Origin of the sequence: Cardiobacterium sp. Marseille-Q4385 (assembly GCF_916618745.1) — a bacterium.
GTDB lineage: Bacteria > Pseudomonadota > Gammaproteobacteria > Cardiobacteriales > Cardiobacteriaceae > Cardiobacterium.
In genome coordinates this window covers 2,467,496-2,486,438 of sequence record NZ_OU745373.1, presented here as the reverse complement: position 1 = coordinate 2,486,438, position 18,943 = coordinate 2,467,496, and the positions used below count along the sequence as shown (strand labels likewise).

Below are 18,943 nucleotides of genomic sequence, written 5' to 3'. Positions count from 1 at the left end.
TTTTAAGTGTTTTAAAGCAATTCTTCCACACTCACGCCATTTAAGCCGTCTGAAACCACGCTGATTTTGTAATCGCCAAAACTGCTTGCGGGCGTACCTGATTCACCGTTTACGCGTTCGACTTTCACGGCGTCAAACAGTTTATGTGCAGGCTGGCTGCCGAGCGCGCTGTCGTGTTTGAAGACAATCAGTTTGCGCGCTGCCATTTCGCCACGGGCGGCAGAGCGGTCGTGTTCAAACATCAACGTCAGGGCTTGCCAGAGTTTGGCTAAGTCGTCGTCTGAAAAACCGGTTTTGGCGGCAAGGTTGGCGGAGATAAAACCGTGCACGCGGTAGAGCGCATAAGGGACGATGTATTTGCGCCCCATGGTGCGTTCTTTTTCCAAGTCTTTTTCATTGGTGACTGCCATGCGGGTGATGGAAATTTCTAGCGGCACGATGGGGTCGATGGATTGGGCGAATGCCAGTTGCACCGGACCGCGCACTTGTCCGCTGTTGACTTCGGTGGTCATCACGGCGCCGAACGTGCGGATATCGAAGAAGTTTTTGCACATCCAGGCGGTAATGTCACGCGCTTTTTTTTCGTCCTTGGGTAATTTCTTGGCTTCGGGTTCAATATCCAATGCTTCATAAGCGCGTTTATTTTGCAGGTTCAGCACGCTTTTTTCTTTGACGTAGATTTCATAGCCTGCTTGGTTTTCTGCGCTGATTTCGATGAAGTTGCGGATTTTCCGTTTCAGGCAGACATCGGTTACCAAGCCTTTGCTGGATTCGGGATCGAGGCGTGGCATATTGCCCGCATCGGGATCACCGTTGGGGTTGCCGTTGGTTACATCAAAAAAGTAAACAAATTCATAGCGGTTTTGAATGACAGACATTTTTAGCTCCTTAATCGTCAATGGTTTCAGCAGAGTCTTTCTTTTCGAAATAACTTTGCTTTTGCTGGTAATAGCCGATGGCAAAGCGGCCTTGTTCTTCAATGCTTAAATGACGGGGGAATACCTCCGGTAAAGCTTTAATGATTACACCTAAGTCTTTATCCAGGTTGACCGCCATCCCAGCTTTATCTTTGCGCAGACGTGATAAGTGATTCCTGACGCCTACTAATAAACGGGGGAAGACAAAATATGGCATGGCGGAAGCTGATCCATAGTAACGATCGGCAATACCGGCATTTAATTCACCAAGTGCCTGATGCTGGATGCGTTCCAATACGGCAAATAGCCGCCCCAATAAATAGGCGGGGTTTTTACTTTCAGTATGTAAGCTCATGGGGACTCCTTCTTGAATGAAACCTTTTCTAAAACGCCGCTGTAATACGGCTTTTATCATTGCCACGCGCAAGCCGTTCACATCACCATCAGCACGGATACGGGCAATCAGTTGTGACAGCAAACTCAGTGGATACGGCGTGCCGCTAATAACGGCGCGGACCATTTCTCCCGCCAGCACGGATGAAATGGTTTCTGCCTTAGGTTTTTCATAACGCCCTTCACTATTCTTAAATTTAATGGCTGTTTCTAATAATAATTTGAAGATTGAAGGCGGCGTTCTCCACGCGCGAGGCTCAAGGGACAAATCCTGCCAATGCTGCGCTAGATTTTGCACCAACTGCCCGAAGGTGGTATCTAGCCAGAAGCGGATAGAGAGCCGCGAAGCGTTAGGAGCAAGGCCCAAGATATAAAAGCGGGTATCCGGCGAGAGTTCGGGCGCCACTTCTTGCAGTGGCCGGCCTTTGGCAAGTTGCTCTAGCACTTCAAAGACCTTGGCGCTTTCTTCATCGTCACTGGGTGATGCTGTTTCTGCAAAGAATGCTTCGGCAGCTTTCGCGGAGGCGCGATCGGCAGCTTCCGCCCAGAAAATGGTGCTGGTATCGGCAACGCTTGGTCTTTTATCAATATCTTGTGATTTGTCCTGATTCTTTGCCGCCTGAAGCGCTGCCCGGATTCTGCCTAGCCCTATTACTAAAGAATGCCCATTTTCCAAGCGCAATAGATAATTGAGCGCTGTGGTGTAGGCGAAGGCGGATTGTTCAGAAATAGGGGCGTTTGCGCCCTGCTCTTTGCCGAAAGACGTAAATGCCAGATGTTCCTTATTAAATGCCACAATCGAGCCGCCGGAACTTTGCCCACCCAATACGCCTTTAATAGCCGGGTGCAGCCGTGCAATCGGGGCCGTTTCGCCACTGACTAAGCATAAGCCTTCGTCACCTTCATTGTTTTTCAATAGGTTTAACCACAGGGTTTGCGCCGCTTCACGTTCATGGATAAAGGCACTTGGCATTTCCAGGGAAAAAACGATATTGGTATCAAGCATTTCCAGCGGCAAATGCTGCGCCGCGAAATGTTCGGGCTGCCAATTTTGCAAGAAGCGGTATATGGCCAGCAGACCTTCATCCGCACTGTCTTGCAATAATTCGAGATGATATTGCTTGAAAGCGGCAAAGGTTTTTTCTGCCGGGATAAACGGTTTTTTCTTTGCCTCGGCTTTGTTTTTATTGGCTTCCACACCGAGCGCATAAGCCGTTTTATCCCACAAGAAAAATGGTTTTGGCGTAGTGCCGGGACGTTTGAAAGATTGCGGCACGCTCATTAATTTTGGCCGCGGTTTTATATCTGCGCTGAGATTTGATACTGCGTTTTGCAGATTCCCTTCGCTATCCAGCACCAATATCCAGCTGATTTTCTCCTCGCTAAAGCCATAAGGCGGCACCTTCGGATTGCCCATTTCATCGTTTTCCGCCGCCAAGCGGTAGTAATAGCGGGCAAGGGACGCAAGAATCATGCTTTCACCTCCTCGGCATAAAACGGCGGCACAAGAATGACGCCCTCTTTCATTTCCGCGCGGAAGAAATGCGGCGTGTTGCCGTGGTCAAAATCTATATCGTGCAGCATCCAGCCCAAATCTCGGTTTGCCTCGCTTGCCGATAAATCGGACGGCGGCAGCGGCTCGCCCTCGTCAATCAACGCAAAATTGGCGGGGAACTCACGCACGCCCAAGCAAGGCTGCTGGAAACACTGCCCCTTGCGCGCGCGGCGTGTGAACATCTCGATATGCTTTGTAACCGTCTCATCCTTGCCCGCCCGTGCCGTCAGCGCGATATGGGCTTCGATCACATAAGCGACATTTTTCAGCACCGTCGCCGCGCGTTGCTGGCGGTCTTCTTCAATCAGCGTATAGAAACCGGCGACGCTGTTGCGCTTCATCGCGCCGTTGACCTTGCTTACTAAAATCTTGTCGCCCAATTCATTGCGCCGCACCGACTCAAAACGAATCGGCTTCAGCACATGGATCTTATCCACCACCCAGCGCATGGCGGGTTTCCAGTGTACCGCTGACAAAATCCCACGCGCCGCCGACGGCGTCATCACATCGTAAGACACCCGCTCCACCTTCATCTCCGGGCGGGTAAAACAGGCGTAATCACCCCAAACGTGTAGGCGGATTTGGTTCATTTAACTCTCCTGTATTCATCTATACATGCCCCAGCGGGCGATTTTTCAAGCACATAAAATTGTTTCAATCCTCAGCCGCCCGAAGGCGGCTGCGTCAGCCAGTTCAAAAGTGAAATCCAGCAATGGGTGTTTCAACTCACACCCGCTCGAAGGCGGCTGCGCTTGACGCCGAGTATGGCGAGGGGAGGGCACAATGTTTCAACTCACAGCCGCCCGAATGTAGCTGCTAGGCAAGGCGTTTGTCGTTGGATACCTTGCCGTTGTTTCAACTCACAGCCGCTCGAAGACGGCTGCAGACCGCGCAAGACTTTTACTCCCAATCCAACATGTTTCAACTCACAGCCTTCATCGCTGTTAATCCCAAATACCAAAGGCATCATTTTTTGTCCTTCGGCGGGCAAGGATCATGACCGTAGCTGTTGCCGGCACGAATGCGCCCGTCCCTGCCGTGTATTTTGGTGTCCGCCCCTTGATGTCTGGCGATTTCTTCCGCGCGAGCGGTGGCTTCTTTCTGCGTCCGGAAAACGGCTGTCGCTTTGCCATTGCCCTCACCTTTTACGGCCCAACCATCCGCATGAGGAACCACGTGCTGGTTTTTCCTAGTCACATTTCTCTCCTATATCGTTGAGATTTAGACATAATTTAGCTGTTCAGCCAACTTTGCGCAATATTTCATTTCAATTTAATGTGTTTTACCATGTGCAGTTTTCTGCCTGCATATTTCCCGCATTTTTCATCTTCAATCCCGCTTCGTCATATACATTCAACTTGCCACTCAGGGCATGGAACTGCTTGCCGAATGTCTGCTCGTTGACCTGCTCAATCAATCGATCTTTGTAGAGCGCTGCCAGGTCTTTTTCATAAATCTGCACGGTGTAAGGTTGCAGTGCGCGCAACAGTCCGCCGATGTGGTCGGCGTGGCGCAGGGCGTCAATGAGCTTCTCCGCTTTGCGGTCGAACGGGATGATGAGCGGCAGCATCGGGCTTTTAATCATGCGGAATTTATCGGCGATGGTCTGGAAGGGAAAATCAAGGCTTTTTGCGGCTTTGCTGTGCTTTTGCAGGATATTTTCTTTATCCAGTTCGCGGCTTTTTAAGGCGTAGAGTTCGCGAAAGTAGGCGGTGATGGCAGCGGTAGAGAGGAGGTCGTCCGTATGGTGGCGGACGATGGCGCGCATCACGCCCGCCTGAAAGGCGAGTTCGGACGGATTTTTCCAGCCATCTTCGGGAGCAAATATCCACACATGGCTGTTTTCCGGCGCCTGTTTGCCTTCGCGGTTGCAGCGTCCGGCGGCCTGGGCGACGCTGTCCAGCCCCGCTTCGGCGCGCATCACTAGCGGGAAATCCACATCCACACCGGCCTCAATAAGCGAAGTGGCGATGACGCGACAAGGTGCGCCGCTGCGCAGGCGGGTGCGAATCTCGTCCAATGTTTGACTGCGGTGGACGGCGCACATCAGGGTGCTGAGGTGAAAAACGCCGTCCAGGGCAAGTTTTGCCACTGCGTCGTAGAGGCTGCGAGCCTGGCGGCGATTGTTAACGATGACGAGCATTTGCGGGTATTCGCCGAGTTTGGCGAGCAGGTCGGCATCGCTTTGCTGCCCAATATGTTGCACGGTGGTGCGGCGCAGTTGTGCGAATAGGGCTTCTGGTTCAGGCGCGATTTCGCGCACGTTTTCAAAGCCGCGATAGAAGCCGTCTGCCGCTTGCACGGCGGGCTGGGTAGCGGTGCACATTACGACGCTGCAGCGGTAGTTCTGCGCCAGTTCTTTGATGGCCTGCATGATGGGCAGGAGGAAATCGGGCGGCAGCATTTGCGCTTCGTCGAGGATGATGACGCTGCCGGCGATGTTGTGCAGTTTGCGGCAGCGCGTGGAGCGGTCGGCAAAGAGGGATTCGAAGAATTGCACGGCGGTGGTGACGACGACAGGCGCATCCCAGTTTTCTGAGGCGCGGCGCAGTTTGTCTTTGCTGTCCTGGTCTTTCAGTTTGCTGTCGTCGAAGGTGCTGTGGTGTTCCAGTACGGCTTGTTCGCTCAATTCGCCAAAGGCTTTGCGGAACTCGGCGGCGTTTTGTTCGATGATGCTGGTGAAGGGGATGACGTAGATGATGCGGCGCATATTGTGCTGTTTGGCGTGTTCCAGCGCGAACGCCATGGAGGTGAAGGTTTTGCCGCCGCCGGTGGGTACGGTGAGGCGGAAGAGGCCGGGCGGTTCTGCCGCTTGAGCGGTGGCGTGATGCAGGATGTCGCTGCGCAGGCGGTTCAAGGCGGCATGGGCAGGGTCTTCCCCGCTTTGTTGCGCAGCGCTATTGCAGAGCGCGGCAAGGTAATGGCAGAGGTTCGTTTGCAGGTTGCTTAAGGCAGGATAGTTGCCGCGCTCGATCGTTTTGTTTTCTATGGCGGCGTAAAAGGCTTCGGTGTCGAGATAATCGGCATCGACCAGGCAGGAGTAGAGCATACGGATAAAGAAGGCGCGGGAAAATCCGCAGTGATGGATATCAGCTTTAAGCGGCGGCACGGCCAGGGTGGGCGGCAGGCGGATTTCTTGTTGCCAGATGTCGTCCAGCGGCTGGATGTCCGCGCCGAATTGCAGAGCCAGACGTTCTTTAAGGGAGCGGCGGTTTTTGCCTTCATCGCTGCCATTTGCCAGCCCTGCATGATGCCCCGCAATGCAAAATGCCATCAGCTTGCCAATCACATTTCCCCAGCGTTCGACTGCAATTTTTGCGCCGGCAGTAGCATGATCGACAGGTTTGCTGCTGCCGTGCAGGCGCTCTTGAAAGGCCGGGCTGTATTTGCCAAGGTCGTGCAGCTCGCCGGTGTAGCGAGCGATTTCCGCCGCACCGAAGGCGGCAGCAAAGGCGGCTGCCATTTCGCCGACTTTATGCGCGTGGTCGGTGAGGGTTTGCCAGCGGGCATGGGGTTGGTTTTCGGCGGAATGGGCGTAGTAGGTTGTGGGCATGGTTTTCTCCGGATAGGGTGCGGATACGGAAAACCGCCCCGTGGGGCGGTTTGTTGTTGACGGTTTGGTGGACTCACGCGCCTTTGAGGACGACCGCCGCTTGTAACGCCAGCACGCGTTTGAGCGGCAGGGCGACGGCAACGGCAGCGACGGTAAGCGATAGCACGGCGGCGAGCGGCAGCACCGGCCAGCGCAGGGTGATACCGGCGTGGAAGACGACGTGGCCGAGGATTTGCGCAAGGATGAGGCCGAGGACGAGGCCGATGCCGATGGCAAGCGTGGTCATGGTCAGGGTTTCGCGCACGATTTGTGCGGTGATTTGCCGGTCGGACGCGCCAAGCGCGCTTTGCAGGGCAAATTCACGGCGGCGTTCGTGGGTCATGGCGGTAAGCGAGGTGTTGACGCACAGGCTGGAAAGCAGCAGGATGATGATGCAGACGAGACCCATCAGGCCTTTGATTTTGTGCAGGATTTGTCCTTCAGCGGCACTGACTTTGCGGATGGGGTGGATGTCGAGTTGCGGGTTTTCCGCGCTTAAGCGTTCGGCGTAGGCAGTAACGGCGTCGTTGTCGTTGGCGAGGCTGGCGAGTGCGTAGCTGATGCGGTCGTGGTTATCCGTCCACGCCTGCACGACGCCGATGTTGAGCAGCATGACGTTATCCATCGCATCGCCGCTTTCGATGATACCTTTGATGCGGAAGGTTTTTCTTTCGCCGTTGTCTTTCACCAGGGTGATGTCGTCGCCGAGATTGAGTTCGAGCTGGCGGGCAAGGGTTTTGCCGAGCATGGTGTTCCGGTCGTCGAAATCAACGCCAATCCAGCTGCCCTGCACTTGCCAGTAGGGGACAAGCGCGGGCAGTGCGGGGAAATCAACGCCGACCAGCGCCACCGGCTCACGTTCGCTGCGCGCCACGGTGTAGAAGTAGGGGCTGGAAGCGTGGTAGAGCGTGGACGGCATGGCAGCGGTGATGCGGCGGTATTCGGTGAGGGTGAAGGGCTGTTCGTTTTTGCCGCCGAGGTAGAAGTTGGCCCCGAAGGAGCGCAGCTCGCGGCTCATTTTTTCGTTGATGTCAAAGTAGATGGCCGCCATGGCGGTGACGATGGCGGCACCGATGGCGAGCGCGGCGATGATGGTGAGGGTGCGCCGCCATTTGTGGCGCAGGGCTTTGCCGGGCAGCAGCCAGCGCATGTGGTTATCTTTCATAGAGCACCTCGATAGGAACTTGACGGGCAATGCTGCGCACCGGGAACCAGGTGCCGGTGAGGGCTATCAGGATGGCGGCGCAGACGACAACGGGGACGACGATCCAGGTGAAGCCCAGCGTTGCGCCAAAGAGCGCCTGGCCGATGCCCCAGCCGAGGACGGCGCCGCCCATGCAGCCGGTCAGGCCGCCGAGCGCGCCGACGAGGATGGCTTCCGCGTAGTAAAGCAGAGCGATTTGCCACGGCTTTGCGCCAAGGGCGCGCATCAGGCCGATTTCTTTGGCGCGCGCCATGATGCCGCTGCTGGTGAGCGAGGCGATGCCCATGCCAGCGGAAATCAGGGCGGCGAGGCTGCATACAATCAGCAGCAGCTGGATTTTGCCGATGATGACGCCTTCGGACGCGGCAACCTGCCACACAGGGTGCACGACCGAGCCGCTCACCGTCTCTTCTAGCTGGTGGGCGATGGTAGAAACGTAGGCGGTGCAGTACCACTGGTCATATTGCTTGGCATTCAGCGCCGAAGGGTTTTCGTGCGCCTTGCGCGATAAATCGTTTTCCGGCACGGTCATCGCTGCCACCTGAATGGCGCTGATCTTGCCTTGCAAACCAAGCACTTCTTGCAACGCGGCAAGCGGCAGAACCATTTGCTCGTCCTGCGCCGCACCGCTGGTGAGGATGCCGCTGATGCGCGCGGATGTTTCCGGCGCATTGGCTGTGGTGGCCGCAAGCGGCAACACGTCGCCCGTCTGCCAACCCTGCGCGGCAGCAAGTTTGACCCCGACCAGCACGGGAATGGGCGCGTCGGCGGCAAGCGGCTTGCTGTCATCCGGCCAGTCGCCCGCGACCTGCCAGAACGGGCTGACCGTCTTCTGCCCGGTGTGATAATTCGATTCGTCGGCGACATCCAGCGGGTGGTCAAAAAACGTACCCAGCGCCGCGACTTCCACCCCACCCGCGCGCACATGGCCGTTCAAGAGCGGCGCGAAACCGTAGATGTTGTTCCGCCAGAAAATATCCATCACCGACGGCAGCACCTTCTCTTCCAGATAATAGGGCTGCCCGGCAACATCATCGGGCAACAGCGCGCCGCCCGCCGGCTCAATCAAAATATTCGCGCCATAAGACTTCAACTCGCGCGACATCTTGTCGCCGATGTCGATAGACACCGCCAATAGCCCGGCAATCAGGCTGGAAGCGAGAAAAATCGTGGCAAACGCGAGAGCCTTGCGCGGCAAATCGTGATGCCAAAGCTGGAAAATCATGCGCCAAAACATAACCTTAATCCTTGATAAATAACTCAGGGTTATCCACGAAGCGCTGATAATTCGCTTCATTCGCGAAAAAATACGTCTTCGTGCCATAACTATAACGATGCGGCGCGGTAGTGTTCTTCAAGCGGCTACCGTCCACCGGATCAATCACCTCCAGCTCAACCACCGCCTTGAAGAACTGCAAGCCTGCTTCCAGCGACTTGCGCGGAATGCGGATTTCATCGGCATCCATCGCCCAATCCTCAATCGGCACCGGATTACAACCGCCACTCTTGCCGACACTGGGGCGGAACAGGCGCACGCCACAACCGATGCACATCACCTGATCGCCCTGCATCGCATAACCCGTATCGCCGCAGAGCATACAGGCATCAAACACCACCGCCGGCGACCACTCGCCGGGGAAGCGGTCAATCACAAAAAAGCGCACCACCTTGCCCTCGGACGATACCCAGGCGTAGCGGTGCAAATCGCCATCTTTCAGCTCATCCGCGACAATCGGCAAATGCACCATATCATCAGCAGCAACCACGACCGGTGTCGCCTTCGAGAGCGACGGCGGCCTGGACGCAACCAAATCCCAGAACAAACAAACCCCGAGCGCCAGCGCACAGGCTGCGAAACCCTGCACATACGCGCGCTGCGCCCGCCGCACCCCGGCGAGCAGCAGGCGGCGGTGTACGGCGGCAGAGCGGTCATATGCGCCGCCGGTCGCGATCGCTTTCTCGTCCGCTGGCACAGAAGCAATCCCCTCTCTTGCTTGCGGGACAGAGTCAGGTTGGACAAGCGGCACGTCCGCCCTGCTATCCGCCGCCTGCAAACGCCGTCGCGCCGGCAACCAGGCAGAAAACAGCGCGGCAACCGTCGCAAGCGCAGGCAATAACAGCGCCACATAAGCGAACCAATTCCGTGCAAACTCCGCCCGCGCCAGCCAGCGCAGACGGAAAGCCGTGACCTCAGCCTTCTGCAACTTGATGGCGGCGAGGCCGAAATCCGCCCCCAGCCACACCGTCCACAGCAACACCATCACCGCGACCATCAACACCGCGAGCCCCAGCCACACCTTGGGTGCGACCAGCGAGCGCAGCACAAACAGCCACAACACCAGCAGCACCGATAAACCCGCCGCCGCCAGTACCGCCGCCAAATGCAAAATAAACGTCGAATTCACTACACTGGTAGAAGAAAACGCGCTCATCACCGGCGCCGAAAAAAACGGTACCGCACCGAGAAAACCGGCGGTAAACCATAAGCCGTCACGGGCAGCGGCGGGTTTGATGAGCGCCCACAGCCACACGATCGTCAGCAGCGCCAATTGCAGCGGCGCAAACCAAAACATCGCCGCCGCATTCTGCAACGGCAAGGCGGCAACCGTCACCCCCGCTGCAAGCAGCCCGCACACAAACGCGATAAACATCCGCTGCGGACGCGGCGGCTGCGCGGCAGATAACGCCGTCGCCCAAAAGAGCGGCAGCCAGAAACAGCGGACAAATAACGAAAAGAACAGGCTCATGGTGAATCCGTGAAAACGTAAGGAAAATACGGGATAAGAAAGGTTCGCAATTCTACCGCTTACCTAATGGGAAAAGCACGAAAAAAACGGCTCCTTGTCGGAGCCGTCTGCTTCATTCCTCATAATAAAGCGCCAATCCCTGCAAATACTTCTGCAAGCGGCGCTGATACTTGTTCGGCGGTGCGGGTGTATCCGCTTCCGTGACCGGTGGCACGGCCGCCAGCTGTTTTTTCGCCTCGCGCACCAGTTGCCGCACATGCTGCACGTCTAGGTCGGCATAGCGCCCCAGCAGTTCGCCATAAATCTCGGCATCGTCCGCAAGTAGCCGTTCCATCTCGCGGCGGATGCGCTGCTGCTTGCCCGGACTGTGCAAATAGGGATGGTTGATGTGTTCATGCGCAGCGAGAATCGCCGGATAATCCTGCTCATCCAGCAGGCGGATGAGATAATTCAGATGGCGCGACAGCGCGTTGCCGCTCAGGCGTTTGCCTTCCCGCAAGGCGGCGATAAGGGTGTCATCAATCGGCAACAGCGGATACTGATGCGCGGGCAGTTTCAGCAGCTCACTGGCAAAGGCTTTTATCGGCTCGCGTTCGCGCTTGGCCTGCGTGCGATTGGCGCGGATGACGCGGCCTTCCTCGTCGTACTGTTTTTCCTGTTCTGGGCTGTCAAAGTTCTCAGTCATGTCCGGTTTCGTTTTTCAGCGGGGCACCTATAATAGCAACCTTTTTTGGAGGGGAACGGATGCGCGGCTGGCTCATCGTGCTAACAATATGGATTAGTCTGGCGGTGCAGGCAGAGCAGGTGCCTGCAGCCGTGGCGGAAATGCTGCAAAAGAACAACGTCGCCAGCGCCGACATCAGCATCTGGGTGCAGGCCATCGAAGCCGAAGAACCGCTGGTCGATCTGAACGGTACCACCCTGCGCCATCCCGCCTCTGTGGCTAAAGTCCTCACCACCGCCGCCGGTCTCTTGCGCCTCGGCAAGGACTACCGCTGGGAGACCAATTTCTATGTGGACACCTTGCCTGATGTGAACGGCATCGTCGAAGGCAACCTCTACGTTGTCGGCGGCGGCGACCCCTTCCTCGTCGAAGAACAGCTGCTCACCATGCTGCAAGCCTTGCAACAGGTGGGCGTGCGCCACATCACCGGCGACATCGTCCTCGATGATTCCCTCTACCGCCTCACCCCGGAAGAGCGCGATTCCGCTTCGTTCGACGGCAAACCCTGGGCAGCCTACAATGCTATCCCGCACCCACTGATGGTCAACTTCCGCACCGTGAAAATGCAAGTCACCCCGCAGGCGGGCAAACCGCAACTCACCCTCGTGCCGGAAATCGTCAACTGGAAAATCGACAACCAGCTCAAAGTCAAAAAAGGCCAATGCAGCGGTGACGGCTTCACCCCGTCCGCCGTGCTCGAACGCGACGACAAAGGCTATGCCGTCATGCATGTCGCCGGCACTTACGCCACCGGCTGCGGCGCACAAGACGTGCAACTCGTCCTTGGTGAAGCGAGCGAACAGTTCTACTATCTCTTTCGCGACCTCTGGTACCGCCTGGGCGGCAGCTTCGACGGCGCTGGCAAAGTCGCCAAAACTCCGTCCACCGCCAAACACATCTTCACCGGCTACTCCGACCCGCTTGCCCTGCAAATCCAGCGCATGAACCAGGAAAGCAATAATGTTATGACCCGCCAACTCATGCTTACCCTCGGCGCCAAGACCTTCGATCCGCCCGGCAGCCTGGAAAAAGGCAGAAACGCCGTGCGTGTCACCCTTGAAGCCTTCGGCATCAACACCGACGGCATGATTATCGACAACGGCTCAGGACTCTCGCGCCTCGAACTCGTCAGCGTCAAACAACTCGCGACCCTGCTGCGCGACATCTACCTCTCCGACCAGGGCGAAACCTTCCTCGCCTCACTCGCCGTCGCCGGCGAAAGCGGCACCCTGCGCAAACGCTACCGGGGCGAAGTGCTCGCCGGTCGCGTCATCGGCAAAACCGGCACCATTGACAACGTGCGCAGCTTCGCCGGCTACGTCCGCGCCGAAAGCGGGCGCAACTACGTCGTCGTCGTCATCGGCAACGGCAAAAGCGCCGTGCGCAGCCGCACCGTGCAAGACGAACTCTTCCGCTGGCTTTACAAACAATAACCCACCACCACCATGAACATCCGTACCCACCTCCTTATCCTCATTGCCCTCATCCTCAGCGCGTGCAGCAGCCACGCCCCGAAAGACAGCCAGCGCGACAGCCGCCTCATCCGCCGTCCGCAGCAACTGACCCTGCAAGACCGCCTCGAAGCCAAAGGTTTCCGCTTCGGTGCGCCCACCTTCATCCGCATCTTCAAAAAAGAAGAAAAACTAGAAGTCTGGATGCAAAAAGACAGCGGCGAATATGCCCTCTTCCTCGATTACCCCATCTGCATTTACTCCGGCGAACTTGGCCCCAAAACCCGCGAAGGTGACAAACAATCACCGGAAGGCTTCTATGCCGTCGGCCGCGAAGCGATGAACCCGAACAGCAACTACCACCTCTCCTTCAACCTCGGCTACCCCAACGCCTACGACCGTAGCCACGGCTACACCGGCAGCATGCTAATGGTGCACGGCAAATGCGTCTCCATCGGCTGCTACGCCATGGGCGATCGGCAAATCGAAGAAATCTACAGCCTCGTCGGTGCTGCCCTGCAACGCGGTCAGCCCTTCGTGCGCGTACACGCCTTCCCCTTCCGCCTGACAGAAGCCAACCTCGCCGCTTACAGCGACCACCGCTGGTACGACTTCTGGCGCATGCTCAAACCCGGCTACGACTACTTCGAGACCTACCACCAGCCGCCAGAAATCGACGTCATCGGCGGCCAATACGCCCTGAGCGAGCGCAACCCGCACCGCGCCCCGCTGCCGGGCAGCCCTTTGCCGCCCATGCGCTCCAACCCCGTCATCCCCGACGACAACCTGAACACCAACCCGCTCAGCGGCACACCGCTGCAAATCGCCGGCAACAACCCCGTGCCCAGCAGCGCCCTGCTCGCCGCACGCAGCCCGACTCCGACCAATCCATTACTGGCCAACAACACCCCGCCGCTTATCTCCGGTGGATCAATGTCCACGGATAGCCTGAGCAGCAGCAACCTGACCGGCAACAGTAGTCGGCCTGATACCGGCTTGGCCAACCACATATCAAGCGGCAGTGCCATCCCACCCGTCCGCACCCCAGCAAACACCCCGCTCCCCGCCAGCGGCTTGCGCACAGTCGCTCCGCCGGACAACCTGTCCTCTCCCCCCACCGTCGCCGGCAGCAGCCTGAGCATCACCAGCCTCGACAGCAGCAACGATGCGCCCATGCCGCAGCGTCGCCCTGCCCTCGCCTCCCCGGCACCTAATAACATCCCGCCAACCGCTGCTGCGCCCCCCCTGCCTGCTGACTGGGGGCCGGAAATCATTCCTCCCGGCGGCGACTTGCCGCAAAGCTATGACTTTGAACTCTGAGAACAATAAATACACAGCATCCCGCATGACAGCCATGCGGGATATTTTTATCGCCGCTGCCAAAATCAAAAAATCATCCGCCTACAAATTTACGCGGCTTGACGAACCCAATAATTACGCCGCTGGACGGGGTCAGTATTTACGCCGCTTGATGGCAAAACCGGCATTTATCCCGCTTGGCGGCAATATTCCCTTGAAGCCGCCACTGATTGACCGCCATCTGGCGATAAACGTAAAATCTTTTCGCGCATTTCGCGCATTCACCAAACTGACCAAGGATTTTTATATGAAATTCATCCGTACCCTTTTGGTAATATCCATTTTTTCTGCCACGCAATTGACAACTGCGCAAGCGAAAAAACCGGATGCGTTTGTGCAGCAAATATTGGAACAATATTACCCAGCTAATGAAAAGGCACGCAAGGCCTATAATGAATCTCGCGAAAAAGTAGATACTATTAAGAAATGCTATTTTTCTGAGGATAAAGAGACTGCTGGCAACGAAGAAGGTTTCATATATGGGGCCTGTATGTATTTCGTTAGCGAAAAAACTGTAGATACGCCACAAGGTAAACTCAGATATATATTATTCTCTGGCAATTCCATTGCAACAGGACATTCAGAATCTGGTTTGGATAGCTTATTTATTTTTTCTGCGGAAGGTGACGGTAAAAACTGGAAACTATTATCACGCAAGGAAACAAATGCTGCTAATAGCTGGGGGGCAGGAACCACCGAGGCTAAGTGGATGGAATTTGGCCCTGGTTTATGGGGAATAGTGAGTGAAGGCGGTTTTAGTACTATGGGTATAGAACAAAGCATCCATCACATTTTACTTTATGATGGTAAAGAAATTCACAAGTCTGTTATTCCCGTGGCTTTTGCTAATGGCGCTGCAGGCGGCTGCGGTGATGGCGATGTTAGTGCTAAGAATGCAGATAAAGAGAAATTGCCGGACTGCGCCGAATTGGAAGCAAAAATCAAGATTCGTCATGATTTGCCTGCAACGAGTGGAATTTATTCTTTACAAGTGAGTGTTAATGGCTATGATGGATTAAAGCTAATTAAAGCAAAAGGCAAAAAAGCTGTGCTAAAACCCATTAAAGAATATAAAAATAAAAAATTTCTCTTCCCCTATAATCCGGATAAGCATGAATATGTGATGCCTGCTGATTATCCCAAGTCACTCAGATTTTTGGATGATGTGGAAAATGCCGGTAATCAATAAAAAGCTGTAATATTTACATCTTGTATAGGCGGGAAGTTGTCCCGCCTTTTACGTTATGATGGTTTTGCTGGCGGATGATTGTCCGCCCTTTGTATTTTTAATTTGTTTTTCTTTAATTTGAGAGGTTTGTATGTCATTCCCCCGTTCTTTACTGGTTTTATCTGCTTTCGCCACGGTACAGGCACTGGCCGCTGATGCCGATTCATTAGTGCAGGATACGCTGGACAAGCATTTTCCGGAGAATGCCGAGGCGTTAAAGGTCTTCAATGATGACGCTAATCACCTTGCTGCCGAGGATAAGCTCAAGGGTTGCCATTTTGCGCCGATGAAGGAAGTTGAGAATGCCGACAGCGATGGCGGTTTGGAAGGCTACTGTCTGCGTCTGGTCAGCGAGAAGGTGGTGGATGTTGCCGCTGGCAAACGCCGTTATTTGCTGTTTGCCGGCGATAATCTGCACACGCCGCACAGCGCACCGGGCATGGTCGCACTGTTTGCGTTTTCATCTGCAGACGGCAAGGACTGGCAGCCTGCGGTGCAGTATCAGGGAGAGGGTTTTGGTAAGTACGGCATTGCCCCGACTGAGTGGCAATGGCAGCTTTTTGGCAAGGATGTGTGGGGCGCGACGACGTTTACCGGCGATGCCGCTTGGGGCGGTTCGTGGTCGTCGCAGGTGATTTTGCTGGATGATGGCAAGGCAATACATGCCGCGTTCGTGCCGTCCGGTTTTAGTAATTTCAGCGAGGAAGACGGCTGCGAGCCGGAAGATTTGTCACAGTGCGCGGATGTGCAGGTGAAATACGCGGTGCGCGAGGATTTGCCTGCTGTTGGTAATGTTTATCCGCTGGAATTATCGCTGGATGGTTTTATCGGTATGGCTAAATCCGGCAAGGGTAAGAATGCCAAGCCAAAACCTGTCAAGACATTGAAAGGTGAGAAATTTATCTGGCAATTTGATGCCGATAAGCACACTTATGTCGAGCCGAAAGGTTTTCCCAAAATGTCCGAGGAATAATCCGGCATGAAAGGTTATTCTCTTTTGTTACCCTTGGTATTTGCGATGAATATGGTCCAAGCCCAAACCCCGCCTGATGTTGAAAAGCGTCCGCACACCGTGAAATCGCCGCATGGCGAGCGGCAGGATGAGTATTACTGGCTGCGCGATGATGCACGCAAGGATGCCAAGATGCTCGCGTATTTGCAGGCGGAAAATGATTATGCCGATGCGTTATTGAAGCCATTAAAGCCGCTTGAAGACAAGTTGTTCGATGAGATTGTCAGCCGCATCAAGCAGGATGACAGTTCTGTGCCATATCGCGAGCATGGTTTCTGGTATTACACGCGCTTTGAAAACGGCAAGGATTATCCGGTGTACGCACGCCGCGCGGCGGGCGATGGCGTGGATGCCCTGTCTATCCGCAAGGCGAATGAGGCAGGCGATTTTGCTAGCGAAGAAGTCTTGCTCGATGTAAACAAGCTCGCCGAAGGGCATGATTATTTCAGCGCCGCGCCGGTGGATATTACGCTCGATAATCAGAAAATGGTCTGGGCGGAAGACACCAATGGCCGCCGCCAGTACACGTTGCGCGTTACCGATTTGGCGGGCGGCAAGCTCTTGCCTGACACCATCAGCGGCACAAACGGCAGCGCGCTGTGGGCGGATGATGGCAAGACGCTGTTTTATATCGAGAATGACCCGGAAACGCTGCTCAGCAAGCGGGTGAAGAAGCACGTTCTCGGCACGGACAGCAAGGATGATGTAGTGGTCTATGAGGAAGCGGACGACAGTTTCTATCTCAGCCTGGGCCGTACCCGAGACGAGACCTACCTGCTGATTCAAGCCAGCAGCACCGTTTCCGATGAAATGCGCTATGCCGATGCGAAGAATCCCGGCGAATTTAAGGTATTCGCCCCACGCGAGCGCGACGTGGAATACGGCGCCGACCACTTCGGCGGGCGCTGGGTCATCCGCACCAACGCCGACGGTGCGCGCAATTTCAAAGTGATGACCGCCGCCGATAACGCCACCGCGCGCAAGGACTGGCAGGAGTGGATCGCGCACGATCCCGCTATTCTTATCGAAGATGTCGAACTTTTCGACGATTTCAGCGTCATTGGCGAGCGTTCCGAAGGCTTGGAACGTATCCGCATCCTGAAAAAAGACGGCACGAGCGAGTATGTGAAGGCGGACGAACCCGCCTATTCGATGGGGCTTTCCGCCAATCCCGAAGCGGACACGCCCTGGCTGCGCTACAGCTACACCTCGATGACCACGCCCGCGATTGTCTATGAAATGAACATGGCGACGGGCGAGCAGCGCGAGCTGAAACAGCAGCCGGTGCCGGGTTACGACCGTCACCAGTACACCACCGAGCGGCTATGGGTACCGGTGCGTGATGGCACGAAAGTGCCGGTCACGCTGGTGTACCGCAAGGATTTCAAGCGCGACGGCACGGCGGCACTCCTGCAATACGGCTACGGCAGCTATGGCCTCTCGATGGATCCGGGCTTTAGCGCCAGCACCGTCAGCCTGCTTGACCGTGGCATGGTCTATGCGCTGGCGCACATACGTGGCGGCCAGGAAATGGGGCGTGAATGGTATGAAAACGGCAAACTGCTCCATAAAAAGAACACCTTTACCGACTTCATCGACATCACGCGTTACCTTGTTGAACACCAATACGCTGCGAAAGACCGTGTTGCGGCGCTGGGTGGCAGCGCCGGCGGCCTGCTGATGGGGGCCATCAGCAACATGGCGCCGGAAGACTACCGCGTCATCCTCTCGCAAGTGCCCTTCGTTGACGTGGTCACCACCATGCTGGATCCGAGTATCCCGCTCACCACCAACGAATACGATGAATGGGGCAACCCGGAAGCGAGCGCTGAAAGTTATGCCTACATGCTTTCATACTCGCCCTACGACAACCTGAAAGCGCAAGCCTATCCGGCGATGTTCGTCGGCACCGGTCTATGGGACTCGCAGGTGCAATACTGGGAACCGGCGAAATACGTCGCCCGCCTGCGTGACGTGAACACCGGCAACCACCCCATCCTCTTCCGCACCAATATGGAAGCGGGACACGGCGGTAAATCCGGCCGCTTCCGCCGCTATCGCGAAACGGCGGAAATGTACGCCTTCATGCTGGATCAGCTGGGGGTCGCAAAATAAGGAAGCGGGGCAATGCCCCGCTTTTTTTGTGTTTGTAGTGAAGACAGGTGGGGAAAACACTATTAAAATTAACTAAAAAATAGCGCAGCAGTCCTCTAAGAAAGACAAAAGGAAATCATATTTATGGATGTAATGATGAATCACGAAAAAACATTTGGGTTCATATGGGAAATAAATTCTTTTTCATCAGAGCATTACTTTGGAAAAATTCAGATCCTGATAGGTGAGGAATTATATCCAAAGTTATGTCCTAAAGATCACTATTCCATATCAATAGTGTTTGATAATCTTAAATGGTCATTTAAAGAATCTTGCTATCCTGGCGGTAGTAACGGGAAGGATTTTGGAGAAAGAAAATTTAGTGCTAAAAAATATAATAAACTAAAAATAAACAATATATTTTCCATTGAAACATCAGAAATGGGAATGAAGGTAGGTAATAATCACGATTATAGTTTAGACTCTCTATTATTAGAGATGGGATATTCCGGCACTCAAGAAAGATTATTCTATAGTTTCGATCATGGTAATAGTTATAGAGAAATCCGTTTCCCTAAAGGAACAGTAGAATCAATAATATTTAAATTACCATCCAATATCCAATTAAAAGATATGGTAGACAGAATATTATAGTCATTAATCTTGG

General features: G+C 55.1%; 15 protein-coding genes. 6 read left to right on the top strand and 9 right to left on the bottom strand.

All coding sequences use genetic code 11. The features are described 5' to 3' along the window. Nucleotides 1–11: 11 nt before the first annotated feature. The 9 genes from cas7c to yjgA form a co-directional block, all read right to left on the bottom strand. Complete coding sequence (gene cas7c, locus LG374_RS11880; RefSeq protein ID WP_049254123.1) at nucleotides 12–878, bottom strand: type I-C CRISPR-associated protein Cas7/Csd2; 867 nt, start codon at nucleotides 876–878, stop codon at nucleotides 12–14. Nucleotides 879–888: 10 nt separating this feature from the next. Beyond that, the gene (cas8c, locus tag LG374_RS11875; RefSeq protein ID WP_225757892.1) at nucleotides 889–2,784 is read right to left on the bottom strand and encodes a type I-C CRISPR-associated protein Cas8c/Csd1; all 1,896 of its coding nucleotides are present in this window, start codon (nucleotides 2,782–2,784) and stop codon (nucleotides 889–891) included. Continuing rightward, complete coding sequence (gene cas5c / locus LG374_RS11870; protein WP_225757891.1) at nucleotides 2,781–3,455, bottom strand: type I-C CRISPR-associated protein Cas5c; 675 nt, start codon at nucleotides 3,453–3,455, stop codon at nucleotides 2,781–2,783. The genes cas8c and cas5c overlap by 4 nt, the downstream gene beginning before the upstream one ends. Before the next feature lie 376 nt (nucleotides 3,456–3,831). Then, nucleotides 3,832–4,062, bottom strand: a complete 231-nt coding sequence (locus LG374_RS11865; RefSeq protein WP_370639316.1) for a DUF2188 domain-containing protein — start codon at nucleotides 4,060–4,062, stop codon at nucleotides 3,832–3,834. A gap of 85 nt (nucleotides 4,063–4,147) precedes the next feature. Continuing rightward, nucleotides 4,148–6,418 (bottom strand): CRISPR-associated helicase Cas3', encoded by a 2,271-nt coding sequence (cas3, locus tag LG374_RS11860; RefSeq protein ID WP_225757890.1) that lies wholly within the window; start codon nucleotides 6,416–6,418, stop codon nucleotides 4,148–4,150. A gap of 73 nt (nucleotides 6,419–6,491) precedes the next feature. Beyond that, a complete protein-coding gene (locus LG374_RS11855) occupies nucleotides 6,492–7,607 on the bottom strand; it encodes an ABC transporter permease (protein ID WP_370639350.1) in 1,116 nt (371 codons plus the stop codon). 4 nt (nucleotides 7,608–7,611) lie between these two features. After that, entirely contained in the window at nucleotides 7,612–8,898 is a 1,287-nt protein-coding gene (locus tag LG374_RS11850) for an ABC transporter permease (protein WP_225757888.1), read from the bottom strand. A 4-nt stretch (nucleotides 8,899–8,902) separates the two neighbouring features. Further along, on the bottom strand, nucleotides 8,903–10,408 hold the full coding sequence (locus LG374_RS12460; RefSeq protein WP_304518582.1) for a Fe-S-containing protein: 1,506 nt from the start codon (nucleotides 10,406–10,408) through the stop codon (nucleotides 8,903–8,905). 112 nt (nucleotides 10,409–10,520) lie between these two features. Beyond that, a complete protein-coding gene (yjgA, locus tag LG374_RS11840) occupies nucleotides 10,521–11,093 on the bottom strand; it encodes a ribosome biogenesis factor YjgA (RefSeq protein WP_225757887.1) in 573 nt (190 codons plus the stop codon). A gap of 59 nt (nucleotides 11,094–11,152) precedes the next feature. Here yjgA and dacB point away from each other — a divergent pair, with 59 nt between their 5' ends. The 6 genes from dacB to LG374_RS11810 all read left to right on the top strand — a co-directional run bounded on the left by dacB (nucleotide 11,153) and on the right by LG374_RS11810 (nucleotide 18,930). After that, nucleotides 11,153–12,565 (top strand): D-alanyl-D-alanine carboxypeptidase/D-alanyl-D-alanine-endopeptidase, encoded by a 1,413-nt coding sequence (dacB, locus tag LG374_RS11835; RefSeq protein ID WP_225757886.1) that lies wholly within the window; start codon nucleotides 11,153–11,155, stop codon nucleotides 12,563–12,565. Between the two features lie 12 nt (nucleotides 12,566–12,577). After that, complete coding sequence (locus LG374_RS11830) at nucleotides 12,578–13,903, top strand: murein L,D-transpeptidase family protein (RefSeq protein ID WP_225757885.1); 1,326 nt, start codon at nucleotides 12,578–12,580, stop codon at nucleotides 13,901–13,903. 25 nt (nucleotides 13,904–13,928) lie between these two features. Beyond that, nucleotides 13,929–15,131 carry a hypothetical protein gene (locus LG374_RS11825; protein ID WP_225757884.1) on the top strand — a complete coding sequence of 401 codons (1,203 nt, stop codon included), beginning with the start codon at nucleotides 13,929–13,931 and terminating at the stop codon, nucleotides 15,129–15,131. Between the two features lie 130 nt (nucleotides 15,132–15,261). Then, nucleotides 15,262–16,143 (top strand): hypothetical protein, encoded by an 882-nt coding sequence (locus LG374_RS11820; RefSeq protein WP_225757883.1) that lies wholly within the window; start codon nucleotides 15,262–15,264, stop codon nucleotides 16,141–16,143. A gap of 6 nt (nucleotides 16,144–16,149) precedes the next feature. After that, the gene (locus LG374_RS11815; RefSeq protein ID WP_370639315.1) at nucleotides 16,150–18,297 is read left to right on the top strand and encodes a S9 family peptidase; all 2,148 of its coding nucleotides are present in this window, start codon (nucleotides 16,150–16,152) and stop codon (nucleotides 18,295–18,297) included. Nucleotides 18,298–18,420: 123 nt separating this feature from the next. Then, nucleotides 18,421–18,930, top strand: a complete 510-nt coding sequence (locus LG374_RS11810; RefSeq protein ID WP_225757881.1) for a hypothetical protein — start codon at nucleotides 18,421–18,423, stop codon at nucleotides 18,928–18,930. The last annotated feature ends 13 nt before the right edge of the window (nucleotides 18,931–18,943 follow it).